This window comes from Exiguobacterium sp. RIT341 (genome assembly GCF_000632205.1).
Lineage (GTDB): Bacteria > Bacillota > Bacilli > Exiguobacteriales > Exiguobacteriaceae > Exiguobacterium_A.
Map to the genome: position 1 here is coordinate 137,553 of NZ_JFYW01000008.1, position 15,754 is coordinate 153,306.

The window sequence follows — 15,754 nt, forward strand, 5'->3', positions numbered from 1 at the left end:
TTTGTTTTTATTATACGCTCATTTTGCGTAAGCGCAACAAATATGTTTATGGTAAATAATAACGTATCAAGTAAACAAAAAAAGGAGTGTCTCCTTTACTCAGGAAACACCCCTTTCCGTTATTTAGACGATTTTTCGCTCAGGCTCTGCACCTTTTAGTTGTGCTTGTACTTGATCGAATTCATCATAGATTGCTTGACTTGGTTCCTTCGTCACGAGACTACCGATAACGAGCGCGATCGTCGAAGCGATGAATGCTGGAATCATCTCGTACATTTCCGAAATATACGATGGTAATCCATCTACATTTTGGTTAATGAGGATCCAAGCGATGACAACGACAGATCCCGTAATCATTGAAGCAAGTGCTCCCGTCTTGTTCATCCGGCGCCACAGTAAGCTGAACAGCACGACCGGACCGAACGCTGAACCAAAACCAGCCCACGCGTATCCGACGAGTGTTAAGATCGACTTCTCCGCACCGAATGATAAGAGAATCGCAAGAAGCGCTACGACAAGAACCATAGCACGCCCCATCAACATCAATTCACGGTCTGAAGCATCACGTTTAAAGAAACGGTGATAGAAATCATTCGTTGCCGCACTTGAAGAAACGAGCAGCTGCGTCGAAATCGTCGACATGATCGCAGCAAGTAAGGCTGCAAGCAACAACCCTGTAATGAACCCTGGGAAAAGGTCACGTGATAATTGAATGAAGACATTCTCTGGATTTTTTAATCCTGCACTTTGTTGCGTGTAATAGGCATATCCGATCAAGCCCGTCACCATTGCACCAACGATCGAGAACGTCATCCAAATCATCCCGACACGACGCGCCGACTTCATCTCATGTAAGTTACGAATCGCCATGAAACGAACGATGATATGCGGCTGTCCAAAATAGCCGAGTCCCCACGCGAGAAGCGAGATGATACCGATCGTCGTCGTCCCTTTGAACAGTTCCAGTTTCGAGCCGCCTGTCGACCGGATCGTCTCCAATGTATCATTAATCCCACCACTTAAAGTCAGCGCGACAGCTGGTACGATCAGCAATGCGATGACCATGATCATCCCTTGCACGACGTCCGTCCAACTGACGGCAAGGAAACCACCGAGGAAGACATACGCAATGACGACGCCTGCGAGAATCCAAAGACCTGTTGTATATTCAAGACCAAAGACAGCTTCGAATAAACGACCACCTGCGACAAAACCACTTGATGCGTACATTATAAAGAATATTAAAATAACTCCAGCTGAAACGGTACGCAAAACACCACTTTTATCGTGGAATCGTTTTTCAAAGTAATCGGGAATCGTGATTGCATCCCCTGCATGTGCCGTATACGCACGCAGACGAGGCGCGACGAGTAACCAGTTGGCATAAGCGCCAAGTAATAATCCGACGACAATCCATCCACTGGACAGACCAGTTGCATACATCGCACCCGGTAAACCCATCAACAGCCACCCACTCATGTCACTTGCTCCTGCAGAGAGCGCCGTGACGACGGGACCGATCGTACGTCCTCCAAGCATATAGTCATTCATGTTCTTCGTCCGATAATACGCAATGACGCCAAGTGCGACCATCAGGCCGAGATATAGCAAAATCGCGAACCACATTCCGTTCATCCTTGCTCCCCCTTTTTCCGTGATATAAGAAAAACGGGTGTGCAGGTCGCACACCCGTTTCATCTATTAAACACCATTTCAGAACATTTCTGAAGTAGTTTTTGCTTGAAGATGTAAAGTCAAGTAATCCGGTCCGCCCGCTTTCGAATCCGTACCTGACATGTTGAACCCACCAAATGGTTGGTAGCCAACGATTGCGCCTGTGCAACCCCGGTTGAAGTAGAGGTTACCGACGTGGAAGTTCGCACGTGCGTACTCTTGATTCGTCCGGTCTTGCGTGATGACAGCACCTGTCAATCCGTATTCCGTGTTGTTTGCGATATCGATTGCTTCTTTGAAATCTTTCGCTTTCGTGAAGGCGACAACTGGTCCGAAGATTTCTTCTTGCATCAAACGATCCGTTGGTTGAACGTCCGCGACGACTGTCGGTGAGACGAAGAATCCTGTTGAATCGTCAGCCGTACCACCTGCGACGATGCGTCCTTCTTCTTTTGCGACGTCGAAGTACGACGTGATTTTCTTGAAGGCTGCTGCATCGATGACTGGTCCGACATTGTTTGAGACATCCGTCGGGTTACCGATGCTGAGTTTGTTTGTGTTCGCGACGACTTTTTCGAGCAACTCGTCATAGACAGAGTCGAGTGCGACGACACGTGAACAAGCTGAACATTTTTGACCTGAGAATCCGAATGCCGCTTTCGTGATCATGTCCGCTGCGTAATCGAGGTCAGCCGACTCATCGATGACCATCGTATCTTTTCCGCCCATTTCCGCGATGACACGTTTGAGCCAGATTTGACCTTCGTTCAGTTTTGATGCCCGCTCATTGATGCGAAGACCGACATCACGTGATCCCGTGAAGCTGATGAAACGTGTTTTTGGGTGATCGACGAGGTAGTCGCCGACTTCTGCTCCTGAACCGGGTACGAAGTTCAAGACGCCAGCCGGAAGACCAGCTTGCTCCATCACTTCAACGAATTTCGCTGCGACGACCGGTGTCGTCGATGCTGGTTTCAAGAGGATCGGGTTCCCTGCCACGATTGCTGCGACGGCTGTTCCAGCCATGATCGCGAGTGGGAAGTTCCATGGTGAGATGATGACACCGACACCGAGTGGAATATAATCGTAACGGTTGTATTCGCCTGGACGACTCTCGACTTTCTTACCGTCTTTTAAGACGAGCATCTGGCGTGCGTAGTATTCGAGGAAGTCGATTGCTTCTGCTGTATCCGCATCCGCTTCATTCCAAGGCTTCCCTGCTTCTTTGACGAGGTAGGCAGAGAACTCATGCTTCCGCTTACGGATGATGTTCGCTGCTTTGAATAGGACGTCCGCACGTACAGACGGATTGACGAATTTCCATGTTTCGAAGGCTGTGACTGCTGCTTGCATCGCTTCTTCTGCATGTTCCTGTGTCGCTTTTGAGACACGTCCGACAATCTCTTCTTTGTTGGCCGGATTGACGGAGACGATTTTATCTTCCGTCGTCACATGTTTTCCACCGATGACGAGCGGATAATCTTTGCCGAGTTCTTGCGTGACGAGTGCAAGTGCCTCTTCGAACGCTTTCTTGTTTGCTTCTTGTGAGAAGTCCGTGAATGGTTCGTGTTTGTACGGAATCATCTCTATTCCCCCTTTAATCTCTACTTTAAATCGCTTACATTCTCCATTGTACAGAAGCATGAGTCCGCTTACAATTATTCTAGTCAAAAAAATAAAGGAGCGACCGATTCGGTCTCTCCTCGTTCCTCTATCATTCCTTCGCTTGTGAAAAAACAATCTCTTCGTTTTCGATCGAGACTTTGACGTCTTGTCCTTGGAATAACCAGTCATCTTGGTCAGATACGACGAAATGAATACCGTCGACGACTTCCTCGACCGCTGCCCGTTCGACTTCTTCCATATGAACGCCGACGGAGAAACCTTGCGTTAAATCCGTTGATCCACCATATTTTGCGAAAAAGCGAATCGTATCGCCCGATTGTGCTTCCATCTCATTTTTAAAGTATTGCAATGCCTCGTCTGTAATATGAATTTTCATATCTATCACTCCCCTTTCGTTTAGTGTACCGATATCCTACTCAAAAAAGCGAATTTCCTGTATGGTAGAGACAAGATTAGCTATGAAATCATCAAGGAACACCCATCTAGGAGGAATTCGAATGAAACGATCGCTCGTAGTGCTGCTTGCGACCAGTCTCGTACTCGTCGGTTGCGGAAACGATTCCCCGTCTTCTACAAATACCAAATCCCCGAAGACGACGGAAACGAAACAACAGAAGGCTGAACAAGCCGTTCTCGATATCTATCAAACCTATGAAAAAACGCTCGGTCAATCGGGACGAGCAGATGCGAAAGACCTCGCATCGATTGAATATACAGGTGATGCAAAACAACTTGAACCCCTCGCCGTTGGTGCGAAGAACTTGAACGTCATTCCCGGTAAAATCGTCAAGTCGTTCCAAAAGGGCGACGTCGCTTATATCATCCATGAATTCAAGGATGCGAAGGGAGCAATTCTCCCGAACCGCGGATCGAAGCTGTTATTGAAGAAAGACGATGAGTGGAAAATCGTTCTGACACCGACGACGTTCGACCCGGCCGTCTTCTCGACGCTTGGTGATCTGTTCACTGGGTTTAACGCCGATGAGTATGGTGTCAATGCGAAAGCAGCAGACGAAATCGGGAAAACGGATGAAAAAGAACAGGATGCCGTCTTCTCTCGCGTCAATGCGCAAACGGATTATATGGCGCTTGAGATGAACAGTAACATTCTGATGATTTACGGTGAGGCGCTGAAGAATGAAGGAAACCCTGAGACGCTTGTTGATTACTATCAAGACTATGCGGATTGGTATGAGGAAGAACAGCCTCTCCTCATGAAGACAGCGAAAGCCGGTACGGATTATGAGAAGTACTTGATCGCACTCGATCCGTTAAAAGAAAGCCTTCAAAAGAAGCTTGAAAAATATGCGGATCAATTAAACATGAAATTAGGATAAGGAGGAGTTTTTCATGCAAGCACCAACATTCACCCTTCCAAATGCACAAGGAGAACCAATCTCCCTTGAGGATTATCGCGGAAAAAAAGTCGTACTTTATTTCTATCCAAAGGATTCAACGCCGGGTTGTACGACCGAGGCATGTGATTTCCGAGATGCGACGCAAGCTTTTGAAGAGAACAACACCGTCATTCTCGGCGTCTCCGCTGATAGCCAAAAGCGTCATCAGAACTTTATCGCGAAATACGAATTACCGTTTCAATTGTTATCAGATGTCGATCACGAAGTCTGTGAACAATATGGCGTCTGGCAATTAAAGAAGAACTACGGTAAGGAATATTATGGAATCGTACGCTCGACTTTCTTAATCGATGAATCCGGTGAAATCGTCAAGGAATGGCGTAGTGTGAAAGTAAAAGATCACGTCGCAGAAGCACTTCAATACGTACAAAAACGGAAATAATTCGAAGAACCAGTTGAATCATTCAACTGGTTCTTTTTGTATGTGCAGATTATTAATATTCCTAATTTTATCCTTACATAAAAATAATTTCATGTAAGGAAACGTTGGTATCACACACAAATTTAATGATTTTGAAATAATCTGAAAATATCCTATTGATTTTTCTGAATATTGTATTTATTATTGATAACAAGTTGATCCGGTGCTTTCCATAGCTTAAGAATAAAAGGCGATGACCCCTCTTATTTTTAGTCGGACACCGGATCGCTATCCTATCGGTTCTTTTCGTTTCACCATATATATCTATTTCTTTTGGGAGGGATTTACTTTATGAAGAAGAAAAAGGCACTCGCACTCGTCGGAGCACTGACAATCGCTGGATCAAGTCTTGCGGCATGTTCGACGACAGATGAAGGTAAAAAAGAAGGCGGCTCGACGTCAGGCGACAAAACTTCAGACAAACAAGTCTTGAACTTAACGAGCGGTTCAGACATTCCGGCTCTTAGCCCGACAGTCGCAACGGACTCTGTATCCTTCACGGTATTGAACAACGTCCAAGAAGGTCTGTTCCGTCTTGACGACAAACAAGAAGCAACACCAGGTGTTGCTGAGAGTGTAGATGTTTCGGAAGATGGACTTACATACACGTTCAAACTTCGTGATTCAAAATGGTCGGATGGCAGCGATGTCACAGCAAAAGACTTCGAATATGCGTGGAAACGCGTCCTCGATCCGAAGAGCGGTTCGCAATATGCGTACATCATGTATATCATCGACGGTGCGGAAGCGTACAACACGGGTAAAGGGAAAGCAGATGACGTTGCAGTTAAAGCGGTCGACGACAAAACACTCGAAGTCAAGTTGACGCAACCGGCTGAATACTTCAAATCATTGACTGGTTTTGGTTCATTCATGCCGCTCAAGCAAGAATTCGTCGAAAAACAAGGGAAAAACTTTGCGACGAAGCCGGATACATTCCTCTACAACGGACCATTCACCCTCTCGGATTGGAAGACGGAAGTCGGCTGGAGCTTTAAGAAGAACGACCAGTACTGGGATAAAGACAACGTCAAGCTCGACGACATCAACTTCAAGATCGTTAAGGAAGTCTCAACGAGCGTCAACCTTTACGAAAAAGGTGATGTCGACCAAGTCGGTCTGACGAGTGAGTTCGTTGATCAGTACAAAGATAGCAAAGAGTTCGATACGCGTCTTGATGCGTCAATGTACTACATCCAAATGAACTTCAAGAATGAACTCTTGAAAAACAAGGATATCCGTAAAGCGATCGATTCGGGATACGATAAAGCGCAGATGGCGAAAGTCCTCTTGAACAACGGTTCGATCCCTGCGTACTACTACGTACCAAAAGACTTCGCAAAAGGTCCAGACGGTAAAGACTTCCGTGACGGCAACGAAGGCTTCGGGTCATACGACGCTTCTTCAGCCAAAGCATCGTTCGAAAAAGGTCTCAAAGAAGTCGGTAAGAAATCGGTGAAACTCGAGCTTCTTTCGTACGATGATGACAACTCGAAGAAAATCTCTGAGTACCTCAAAGGCGAGTGGGAGAAAAACCTTCCAGGTCTTGAAGTCACGATCAAACAACAACCGTTCAAGAACAAATTGGATCTTGAAACAAAAGGTGAGTTCGAACTGTCATTCGCAGGATGGGGACCTGACTATCAGGATCCGATGACGTTCCTCGATATGTGGGTAACAGGTGGACCATACAACCGTGGTAAGTACACAAGCGATAAGTATGATTCACTCATCAAATCGGCTCAAAAAGAAGTCGATGCAGCAAAACGTTGGCAGTCACTGAAAGATGCTGAGAAAACACTCCTTGAGGATGATCAAGCCATCTCAGTCATGTACCAACGTGGAGCATCCTTCCTACGTAAACCGTATGTCAAAGGAGTCGTCAACCACAAAGTTGGTGCGGATACTTCGTACAAATGGGCTTCCATTGAAGGAAAATAAGTTATATCCGAAGACCAGATTCGCTGACGAGCGTGTCTGGTCTTTTTTTCCATATGAGCCGTTTGTCCTATTTTTCTGAATAGAATTAAAATTTCGTGTCATTCTGTTTTCATTTCCATGACTTCCATTTATACTAAGCAAAGAATCCGATTCACTTTATTTACAATATTTTGCGGGAATTATTCATAATTAATGGAAATGTACCGATATATCTAATACAGAGGACTTTTGCCTCAATATTACATCGAACTAGGAAGGAGGACTCACTCATGAAGCAACGTGTACTTACGAGTCAACAGAGTTATACAGAAGAGCAACTTGAGATGATTGAAGCCATCCGCGCGGTCGGTGAACTCATCCAGGATCGTCCACGCCGCACTGTCTATCGCCGTTATGCTCTCGTGAATGACTGGCCTCAGCCAGAAAACATCATTCGTCAATTCGGTTCATGGCCAGAAGCCTTATCTGCTGCTGGATACGAGTGGAATGTCGATCAACAGCCGGAGGAACTCGAGCGTGCACCTAAATACACGAAAGACGAGATCTTAAAGTCATTCGAACGGTATGCACAAGACGTCGGCTCGACGATCACGCTCAAAAAGTATCAAATGTGGCGTAAATCCGTCCATCATGCCCCGAGTCACTATCATATCGTCAAGATGTTCGGTTCATGGCATGACGCCTGTACCGCAGCAGGACTTGAAGCAAGTGTCACCTATTCAAAAGCTGAACTTGCTGCTTCCCTGCGTCAAGCAATCGAAGAAGTTGGCTTCTCCCTCTCCTTTGAAGCATATCGAGAATGGGCAAAGCGAAACAACAAACCATCGACGAAAGCCTTACTTCATCGCTATGGGTCTTGGTCAGCCGCGATCCATGCGATCGAAAACGAGATTCGCCTTAGTAAACAACAAGCCCAATGAACTTATACCTTCTTCAATCCTTCTCGTTCATTTGAACTGGAAGGATTTTTTACATCAAAAAAGAAGGTGACGCATCCGTCACCTTCTATTCGCTTCTTTAAATGACCTTCTCTTTCCACTCCTGATACGATGCGACACGATCGCGTCCTTGGAACTTGGCACCGACGTACATCGCCCGGTCCGCATTTCGAATCAGACTCGCGAGATCCCCAAGTTCCTTTAACGTATCGATCCCGATACTTGCTGTGATCTGAAGGGTGTGACCTTCAACTAAAATAGGATGCGCATGTAACGTCTCACGAATCCGTTCTGCAACGATTTGTGCGGAATCAAGATCCGTATTTGGTAGCAAGATGACGAATTCCTCTCCCCCGTAACGCGCAACGAGATCCGTGATTCGTGTTGCTTGCATCAATAACTTCGCGACTTCAAATAAAACGACATCTCCGACTTCATGACCATACGTATCATTGATTTGTTTAAAGTGATCCAAATCAATCATCAATGCAGAGAACGGATACAGATCGCGTTGTTTAATACGACGATCGCCCCACTCTTGTAGCGCACGATAGTTTGGCAATTTTGTCATCGCATCTGTTCGACTATCCGTCAATAACCGCTCTCGCTCGTGCGCTCGTTCAACGGCCCATGATAGAACACGTAAAGCGCGGTATAACTCGTATCCGAAATCCTTCGTGAACTCTCCACTCGCATGGGACGCAAGGAATAAGGAGCAGTTAATCGTCTCCGTCGCCTCCGGTTGGATGAAGAGGACAGATTGTGTTTCTTCTGGCAGACAATCGTACAGACGAATATCCCATTCCTGTTGCATGCCGTAAAGAAGGACTTCTTCTTTTTCGATGATATCTTCAATGATTCGTCCTTCGACATGATCTGCTTTTAACTTTCGTCCATCCTTCAACGAATAGTAGACAGTCTGCTTGCCTTCTTCAAAATCAAACTTAATCCAAGCGATATCCGGTTTGACGAATTGATTGAGCTGTCGCAGATATCGCTCGATGATGAACTGTGCATCGCCGTCCTTCCAAGCTGCTTCTTTCAATCGCTCGATCTGCTCCCAATGTTCGATACGATCAGACGCTTCGACCGAACTCCCGAGTGCTCGTTTGATGATGAACAATGCAAATGCTGCCATGACGAGTCCACTATTCCCATTCCCTTGGACGACGAGTGTACTGAAGATCCCATATAACAGTTCTGCCGTGATGACGACTGCTTCAAAGCGTAAGAGCTGGAACATGACGTCACTCGGAATGTTTTCTCCGAGAAGAAATCGAGATAACTGGTATTGTAACAAGAGTACGATCCAAAGGATCGCGACCATCGCTAGTAACGGAACGATGTTTTCTGTCAACAGGAATGCGTCTCCGTGTGTTCCACCTAGGGCATTATAGGCAAGACCTGCTGGCACGATCAGAAACAACTCGAGCGCGACATTGAACGGATAGTTGTGCAACATCCGACGACGTCCGATCGGCGTATGGATCGTCCGCAACTGATAGATGAGCATCGTCAGTTGACCGACGAAAATCGCTGATAACAAACCGTATGATAAGAACGTAAAGAGAACAAATCCAAAATGAAAGGTAAAACTCATATGACGACGGCGGACAGGATCGATGACGAAAATCGTCGACAAGACGGCAATCAATAAGAACGTAAACAAATCGATGCTGAGATTATAATCCTTTGACTTCGCAAAAAGATCGATGCCAATGACGATTACGAAAAAAACGACCCAGCTTCGGAGGAGATATTGTTGAAAACGACGCACAAAACATTCCCCTTCCTCTTAAGTATGTAGTTGTATATTACTGGAAATCGACATGTCCATTATTCTACTTTTCAAGCAAAATGTCGAACTTCGATAGTATCCTTTGATACAATTAATGTGAGGTGATATTTTTCATGACAAACACATTCACGCAACATGCATTTGATACATTTCAGATTGATGGATTAGAACCCCGGATGAAGGCGATTCGTGAACGGATTCAGCCTGTCTTCCGCGACATCGGTCAAGAAGTCGCACCTGACTTGACGGTCGCAACAGCAGAAGATGTCCATGTCCACATCGCGCAACATGCTCGGCGGAAGGTCAATCCTCCGAAAGATACATGGATGGCATTCTCACCCGATAAACGTGGATATAAAAAACATCCGCACTTTCAAATCGGTCTATTTGATGATCACTTGTTCATTTGGCTCGCTTATATTTATGAGTTACCGAACAAACAACAATATGCATCAAAACTGTTACAGCATACGGAACTGCTGACGACTCTTCCGGATGATTTCGTCGTTTCTTATGACCATATGAAAAAAGACGCGGTTCCTGTTCACGCGACGGATCTTCAAAAAGGTTTACAACGTTTCCACGACGTCAAAAAAGCAGAGTTCCTTGTCGGTCGCCATATTCCGGCAGAACAAGTTCATCAACTGTCACGCGAAGAATTACTCGAAATGATTCGAAATACCTATTCGCATCTCGTACCACTCTATAAAACGATTAAATAAAAAGGATGGCCGAATCGGTCATCCTTTTTCGTTAGTTATATTTTACTAGAATTGACATGACTTGTGTACGGTCGGAATTTAAATTTAGATAAATGTTGACCTGTTTCGAGGAAACAGTCATGACGTTGAATGTTTTATCGAGTTTCGCTGTCGGATATGCTTTTTTAGCTTCTTTGACCGTCACCGTCCGTTTGATTTGCTTTGGATCATAGACGATGGCGCTAACTTTAGCTTTTGTGTCCTTCACGCCATACGTTGAACAGTAATGAAGGGAGCGATCTGCTGAAGCAAGACCATTTCCACTTTGACACCAATTGGAGTTCTTTTCCCCTTTGTACGCTTTATGTACTTGTGCAAGTGTCGTTTTTTCAAGTACGACTTTTCCATCGAGTGAGCGCGCTTGTTTCGCTTGTGTTTGAATTTCTTGAAGCCATTTGACGTCTGATTGTTTTGATGCCTCGACCGGTTGCTGTTTATATGAAGTGCCTGACACGATGCTGACAGTGAGAGCGGCAGTTAAGATGATTCCTAGTACTTGTTTCATGATGATGTCCTCCCCGGTGCCTGTAAAAAGGCGTTGATAATAAACTGATTCCCCTATTTCAAAAAATTATTCAGTTTTTACAGTTTTTTTTTGGGAACTTATATTTATTTTTATGAAGAGAAATAAAAAAAGAACCTAGTGCCCCCTAGCACTAGGTTTTTCCTCATTTCTTATGCATCTTAAACTCTAAGAACAACTCATTGTAATGCGCGAGCATCTTCTTCCCGAGGTTCTCATAGACTTCAAGCGTATCAGTGACTTGTTTATCAGGATAGAATCGTTTATCTGTCCGAACCGATTTGTCGAGTAACTTTAAGCCTTCTTTGTTCGGTGTCGAATAACCGACGTAGTCCGCATTTTTCGCTGAAATATCTGGGCGTAACATGAAGTTGATGAACTGATGTGCTCCCTTGACGTTTTTAGCTGTCTTTGGAATGACGATATTATCGAACCAGACGTTCGAGCCTTCTTTTGGAATGACATAGTCAAGTTTGTCGTTTTCACTCATGATCTCGTTCGCATCTCCAGACCAGACGACACCAAGTCCTGCTTCTTCGTTCGCAAGCAATAACTTGATTTCGTCCCCGACGATCGCTTTGACATTTGGCGTCAAACGCATCAGGTTCGCTTTTGCTTCCTGTAGCTTCGACTCATTCGTCTCATTCAAGGAATAACCGAGACTGTTCAAACTCATACCTATCACTTCACGCGCACCATCGGCAAGTAGAATCTGGTTCTTCAGCTTCGGATCCCATAGATCCTTCCAGCTCGTCGGTTTTTTTCCGATCAAGTCTTTGTTGTAGACGATACCGACCGTTCCCCAGAAATACGGAATCGAATATTTATTTTTCGGATCAAAGGATAGATCCAAGAAACGTGAATCGATATTTTTGAGATTCGGGATTTTTTGATGATCAATCGGCAGGACGAGCTTCTCATCGATCATCTTTGCGATCGCATAGTCGGATGGGACGGCGATATCATACGTCGTTCCTCCCTGTTCGATTTTCGTCAACATCGCTTCATTCGAGTCGAATGTCTGATAGACGACCTTGATGCCGCTCTCTTTTTCAAACTGTTTGATCAGTGCCGGATCGATATAATCGCCCCAGTTATAAATGTTCAAGACATTCTTACCTGAGTACCCTTGTGTCTCGTTTAACTGATTCAAGGTGAATAGGATGACACCCGAGATCAAGAAAATCGCGACGAATAATTGAATCAATTTTTTCAACGGTCATTTCACCTCCGGTCGCGAAAGCTTCGTAGCAGCTCGTTGGTTCAAGAAGTAGTAGCCGATGACGAGCAGGAATGTAAACAAGAAGATGACGGTCGACAACGCATTGATCTTCATCGAAATCCCTTGGCGGGCAAGTGAGTAGATTTCGACAGATAACGTCGTAAAGCCGTTTCCTGTCACGAAGAATGTCACCGCAAAATCGTCAAGTGAATACGTCAATGCTGTAAAGAATCCAGCAAAGATACCGGGTGTGATGTACGGCAGGACGACCTTCGTTAAGACATCCCAGCGACTCGCGCCTAAGTCACGCGCCGCATCGACGAGCGTTGGACTCATCTCCTGTAATTTCGGCAAGACGAGAATGACGACGATCGGTACCGAAAATGCGATATGAGAGAGTAAGACTGACGTAAAGCCAAGCTGGATTCCAAGCATCGTAAAGAAGATCAAAAACGATGCTCCGATGATGACATCGGGGCTGACGATCAAGATACTGTTGAGCGTCAACAACGACGTCTCGACACGTTTCTTGCGGACCGCCTGGATCCCGATCGCTCCGAATACTCCGAGAATCGTCGAGATTGCAGCTGACAACAACGCGATGACGAGTGTGTTCAAGACGATGATCAACAAGCGTGAATCTTGGAAGACTTCCTTGTACCAATCCCACGTGAACGAATCGAAGTTCGTCATGTTATCAGCGCTGTTGAACGAATAGAACGCGAGATAGAAAATCGGAGCATACAAAATGATGAAGACACCGATCAAATAAAGATTTGCTAGTTTCAGACGTTTCATCAAGTCGTCGCTCCTTTCTTCCGTTTCGTACTTGTCAAGGCAAGGATGATTGCCATCGCGATGATGAGGAAGACGGCAATCGTAGCGCCCATGCCCCAGTTCTGTGTCACGAGGAATTGCTGTTCAATCGCCGTACCGAGCGTAATGACGCGGTTCCCGGCAATCAAACGCGTGATCATGAACAGTGACAATGCCGGAATGAAGACAAGCTGACAGCCTGATTTCACACCGTCAAGTGTCAACGGAAAGACGACACGACGGAATGTCGTGAAATTTGAAGCTCCGAGATCACGTGCCGCGAAGACGAGCGATGGGCTCAGTTTTTCTATCGCGTTAAAGATCGGTAGGATCATGAACGGAATGAAAATGTAAACTGAGACGAAGACAAAACTGAAATCGGTAAACAAGATTTGCTTCCGTCCGATTCCGATCGCTTCAAGCGTTTGATTTGCGAGACCATACGTACTGAACAATCCAATGAAGGCGTAGGTTTTCAACAATAAGTTGATCCACGTCGGCAAGATGACGAGCAACAGCCAAAGTTGTTTATGTTTCGTCTTCGTCAGCAAATAAGCCGTCGGATAACCAATCAAGAGTGAAAACAAGGTGATCAAAAAAGCATACCAGAACGAACTAAGCGTCATCGTTAGATACGTCGATGTGAAGAAGTTCCGGTAGTTCTCAAATGAGAAATTGCCATCAAGATCAAGGAACGAATAATAGACGACGAGCACAATTGGTGCGATGACGAATAAGGCGATCCAGAATAGATACGGGATGAGATACCAGTTACGTGATTTCTGCATCATAACACCCCGTCGTAGGATTCCAGACGCTTATCAAATTCTTCTTCCGTCTCGTTCAATCGCATGACGTGGATCGCTTCCGGATCAAACGTTAGACCGATTTGTTCACCAACCGTCGCTTTTTTCGTACTGTGGACGAGCCATTCGTTTCCGACTTCATCCATACAGGCGATTTCATAGTGCACCCCACGGAACAACTGTGAGTCGACCGTAACCTTTAGTTTTCCTTGTGTCACGTTCGTAATTTCAAGATCCTCGGGACGAATGACGATTTCGACCGGTTCGTTCAGCTCAAGACCGCGGTCAACACATTCGAATTCTTTTTCTGCGAACCAAACTCGATAATCTTCGATCATACGTCCAGGAATGATATTCGACTCGCCGATGAAGTCCGCGACGAAGCGGTTGATCGGTTCATCATAAATATCTGTCGGCGTTCCCGATTGTTGAATGACACCGTGATTGAGAACGAAGATTTCATCTGACATCGCGAGTGCCTCTTCTTGGTCATGTGTGACGAAGATGAACGTGATCCCAAGACGACGTTGTAAGTCACGGAGCTCATATTGCATCTCTGTCCGCAATTTCAAGTCGAGTGCTGAGAGCGGCTCATCGAGCAAGATGACTTCCGGTTCATTGACGATTGCCCGGGCAATCGCGACACGCTGCCGTTGTCCACCCGACATCTCGGTGATTTCTCGTTTCTCATAACCGGACAAGTTGACGAACTTCAATGCATCGGTCACACGTTGTGCGATTTCCGCTTCCTTCACCTTCTTGATCCGAAGACCAAAAGCAATGTTTTCGAAGACATTTAAGTGTGGGAACAATGCGTAATCTTGGAAAACGGTATTAACTTGACGCTTGTTCGCCGGTACATCATTGATCCGTTTCCCGTCGAAGATAATGTCTCCCTCTGTCGCTTCCGAAAAACCGGCGATGAGTCGTAAGATCGTCGTTTTCCCGCAACCCGATGGTCCGAGTAACGTATAGAACTTTCCGCGTTCGATTTCAAAGCTGACTTGATCAAGAACGGTCTGATCGTCATAACGTTTCGTGACGTCCTTGAATTGAATGATCGTAGTATCTGCCAATCTAGTTCCTCCTTTATAGGTATGAGTCGGTTGCGGTCACGAGAACCTTTGTCTCTTGCATTGACTCATTGCGTAATTGATGAATTTCTGAAGCCTTATAGTAAAGTGTCTCCCCTTGCTTCGCTAAAAAAGACTGACGTCCGAGCGTCAACGTGACGTTCCCCGCGAGCACATAGACAAATGTCTCCGCCCCCGAAGGTTCATACGTCTTGAAGGCTCCCCCTGGCGCAAGTGTCAGCAGGACCGGTTCCATCTCTTTTTCATTCGATTCTGGGATGAGCCATGTGACATGATACCCTTGTTCTTCGTCCGCATATGTTGTGACATCTTCTTCTCCATAGACGACTTTTTGATTAAGTGCGTCCTCATCAAAGAAATCCTTCGGTGAGATGCCAAGGACTTCAAGGAGATGAAACAGTGTCTCGATCGATGGGGAACTGATTTCCCGTTCGAGTTGCGAGATGTACCCTTTACTCAGGTCTGTTCTTTCCCCGAGTTCCTCTTGCGTCAATCCCTTTTGAAGACGGAGGTTTTTGATTTTTTGTCCGATTGAGTACAATCGACGTCCTCCTCTCATCGGCTTAGTTTAGTATAAGATGACTAAAAGTTTACTAATCACGTACCGATTATAGCGTATTTCATTATTTAATCAACTAAAACGTTTGATATTTTTTAATGTTCATTTGACAGCGAGAACGCTTACACCTACAATTATTATCAGGTACTAATTTGAG

15 protein-coding genes are annotated in these 15,754 nt (G+C 45.5%); 5 read left to right on the forward strand and 10 right to left on the reverse strand.

What is annotated here, in order from left to right; translation table 11 throughout:
* Positions 1–123 precede the first annotated feature (123 nt).
* From putP to BW42_RS09685, 3 genes are all read right to left on the reverse strand, one after another.
* Positions 124–1,635, reverse strand: coding sequence for a sodium/proline symporter PutP (gene putP / locus BW42_RS09675; RefSeq protein ID WP_035410234.1), 1,512 nt, complete (start codon positions 1,633–1,635; stop codon positions 124–126).
* Between the two features lie 78 nt (positions 1,636–1,713).
* Positions 1,714–3,258 (reverse strand): L-glutamate gamma-semialdehyde dehydrogenase, encoded by a 1,545-nt coding sequence (pruA, locus tag BW42_RS09680; protein WP_029342578.1) that lies wholly within the window; start codon positions 3,256–3,258, stop codon positions 1,714–1,716.
* Between the two features lie 130 nt (positions 3,259–3,388).
* The gene (locus BW42_RS09685; protein ID WP_035410238.1) at positions 3,389–3,676 is read right to left on the reverse strand and encodes a HesB/YadR/YfhF family protein; all 288 of its coding nucleotides are present in this window, start codon (positions 3,674–3,676) and stop codon (positions 3,389–3,391) included.
* A gap of 121 nt (positions 3,677–3,797) precedes the next feature.
* Here BW42_RS09685 and BW42_RS09690 point away from each other — a divergent pair, with 121 nt between their 5' ends.
* From BW42_RS09690 to BW42_RS09705, 4 genes are all read left to right on the forward strand, one after another.
* Positions 3,798–4,637, forward strand: coding sequence for a hypothetical protein (locus tag BW42_RS09690; protein WP_035410241.1), 840 nt, complete (start codon positions 3,798–3,800; stop codon positions 4,635–4,637).
* A 13-nt stretch (positions 4,638–4,650) separates the two neighbouring features.
* The gene (gene bcp / locus BW42_RS09695) at positions 4,651–5,100 is read left to right on the forward strand and encodes a thioredoxin-dependent thiol peroxidase (protein ID WP_035410245.1); all 450 of its coding nucleotides are present in this window, start codon (positions 4,651–4,653) and stop codon (positions 5,098–5,100) included.
* A 330-nt stretch (positions 5,101–5,430) separates the two neighbouring features.
* On the forward strand, positions 5,431–7,080 hold the full coding sequence (locus tag BW42_RS09700) for a peptide ABC transporter substrate-binding protein (RefSeq protein WP_035410248.1): 1,650 nt from the start codon (positions 5,431–5,433) through the stop codon (positions 7,078–7,080).
* A 269-nt stretch (positions 7,081–7,349) separates the two neighbouring features.
* Positions 7,350–8,000, forward strand: a complete 651-nt coding sequence (locus BW42_RS09705; RefSeq protein ID WP_035410251.1) for a homing endonuclease associated repeat-containing protein — start codon at positions 7,350–7,352, stop codon at positions 7,998–8,000.
* 97 nt (positions 8,001–8,097) lie between these two features.
* On the opposite strand, the gene BW42_RS09710 is transcribed toward BW42_RS09705, so the two are convergent.
* Complete coding sequence (locus tag BW42_RS09710) at positions 8,098–9,795, reverse strand: GGDEF domain-containing protein (RefSeq protein WP_035410254.1); 1,698 nt, start codon at positions 9,793–9,795, stop codon at positions 8,098–8,100.
* A gap of 134 nt (positions 9,796–9,929) precedes the next feature.
* Here BW42_RS09710 and BW42_RS09715 point away from each other — a divergent pair, with 134 nt between their 5' ends.
* Entirely contained in the window at positions 9,930–10,538 is a 609-nt protein-coding gene (locus tag BW42_RS09715; RefSeq protein ID WP_035410258.1) for a YktB family protein, read from the forward strand.
* A 31-nt stretch (positions 10,539–10,569) separates the two neighbouring features.
* Here the strand turns inward: BW42_RS09715 and BW42_RS09720 are convergent, their stop codons facing one another.
* The 6 genes from BW42_RS09720 to BW42_RS09745 all read right to left on the reverse strand — a co-directional run bounded on the left by BW42_RS09720 (position 10,570) and on the right by BW42_RS09745 (position 15,579).
* Entirely contained in the window at positions 10,570–11,082 is a 513-nt protein-coding gene (locus BW42_RS09720; RefSeq protein WP_035410262.1) for a hypothetical protein, read from the reverse strand.
* Positions 11,083–11,245: 163 nt separating this feature from the next.
* Positions 11,246–12,316, reverse strand: a complete 1,071-nt coding sequence (locus BW42_RS09725) for a PotD/PotF family extracellular solute-binding protein (protein ID WP_035410265.1) — start codon at positions 12,314–12,316, stop codon at positions 11,246–11,248.
* A 3-nt stretch (positions 12,317–12,319) separates the two neighbouring features.
* A complete protein-coding gene (locus BW42_RS09730) occupies positions 12,320–13,120 on the reverse strand; it encodes an ABC transporter permease (RefSeq protein ID WP_035410268.1) in 801 nt (266 codons plus the stop codon).
* Positions 13,120–13,926 carry an ABC transporter permease gene (locus tag BW42_RS09735; RefSeq protein ID WP_081780411.1) on the reverse strand — a complete coding sequence of 269 codons (807 nt, stop codon included), beginning with the start codon at positions 13,924–13,926 and terminating at the stop codon, positions 13,120–13,122. Before BW42_RS09735 ends, BW42_RS09730 begins: the two co-directional genes overlap by 1 nt.
* The gene (locus BW42_RS09740) at positions 13,926–15,020 is read right to left on the reverse strand and encodes an ABC transporter ATP-binding protein (RefSeq protein WP_035410273.1); all 1,095 of its coding nucleotides are present in this window, start codon (positions 15,018–15,020) and stop codon (positions 13,926–13,928) included. Before BW42_RS09740 ends, BW42_RS09735 begins: the two co-directional genes overlap by 1 nt.
* 13 nt (positions 15,021–15,033) lie before the next feature.
* Positions 15,034–15,579, reverse strand: a complete 546-nt coding sequence (locus tag BW42_RS09745; RefSeq protein WP_081780412.1) for a helix-turn-helix domain-containing protein — start codon at positions 15,577–15,579, stop codon at positions 15,034–15,036.
* Positions 15,580–15,754 lie beyond the last annotated feature (175 nt).

Excerpts from the sequence above, each read along its gene's own strand:
- BW42_RS09700 (WP_035410248.1), top strand. The coding sequence starts at position 5,431 with ATGAAGAAGAAAAAGGCACTCGCACTCGTCGGAGCACTGACAATCGCT.
- BW42_RS09730 (WP_035410268.1), bottom strand. The coding sequence starts at position 13,120 with ATGAAACGTCTGAAACTAGCAAATCTTTATTTGATCGGTGTCTTCATC.
- BW42_RS09715 (WP_035410258.1), top strand. The coding sequence starts at position 9,930 with ATGACAAACACATTCACGCAACATGCATTTGATACATTTCAGATTGAT.
- pruA (WP_029342578.1), bottom strand. The coding sequence starts at position 3,258 with ATGATTCCGTACAAACACGAACCATTCACGGACTTCTCACAAGAAGCA.
- BW42_RS09735 (WP_081780411.1), bottom strand. The coding sequence starts at position 13,926 with ATGCAGAAATCACGTAACTGGTATCTCATCCCGTATCTATTCTGGATC.
- BW42_RS09685 (WP_035410238.1), bottom strand. The coding sequence starts at position 3,676 with ATGAAAATTCATATTACAGACGAGGCATTGCAATACTTTAAAAATGAG.
- bcp (WP_035410245.1), top strand. The coding sequence starts at position 4,651 with ATGCAAGCACCAACATTCACCCTTCCAAATGCACAAGGAGAACCAATC.
- BW42_RS09720 (WP_035410262.1), bottom strand. The coding sequence starts at position 11,082 with ATGAAACAAGTACTAGGAATCATCTTAACTGCCGCTCTCACTGTCAGC.
- putP (WP_035410234.1), bottom strand. The coding sequence starts at position 1,635 with ATGAACGGAATGTGGTTCGCGATTTTGCTATATCTCGGCCTGATGGTC.
- BW42_RS09690 (WP_035410241.1), top strand. The coding sequence starts at position 3,798 with ATGAAACGATCGCTCGTAGTGCTGCTTGCGACCAGTCTCGTACTCGTC.
- BW42_RS09705 (WP_035410251.1), top strand. The coding sequence starts at position 7,350 with ATGAAGCAACGTGTACTTACGAGTCAACAGAGTTATACAGAAGAGCAA.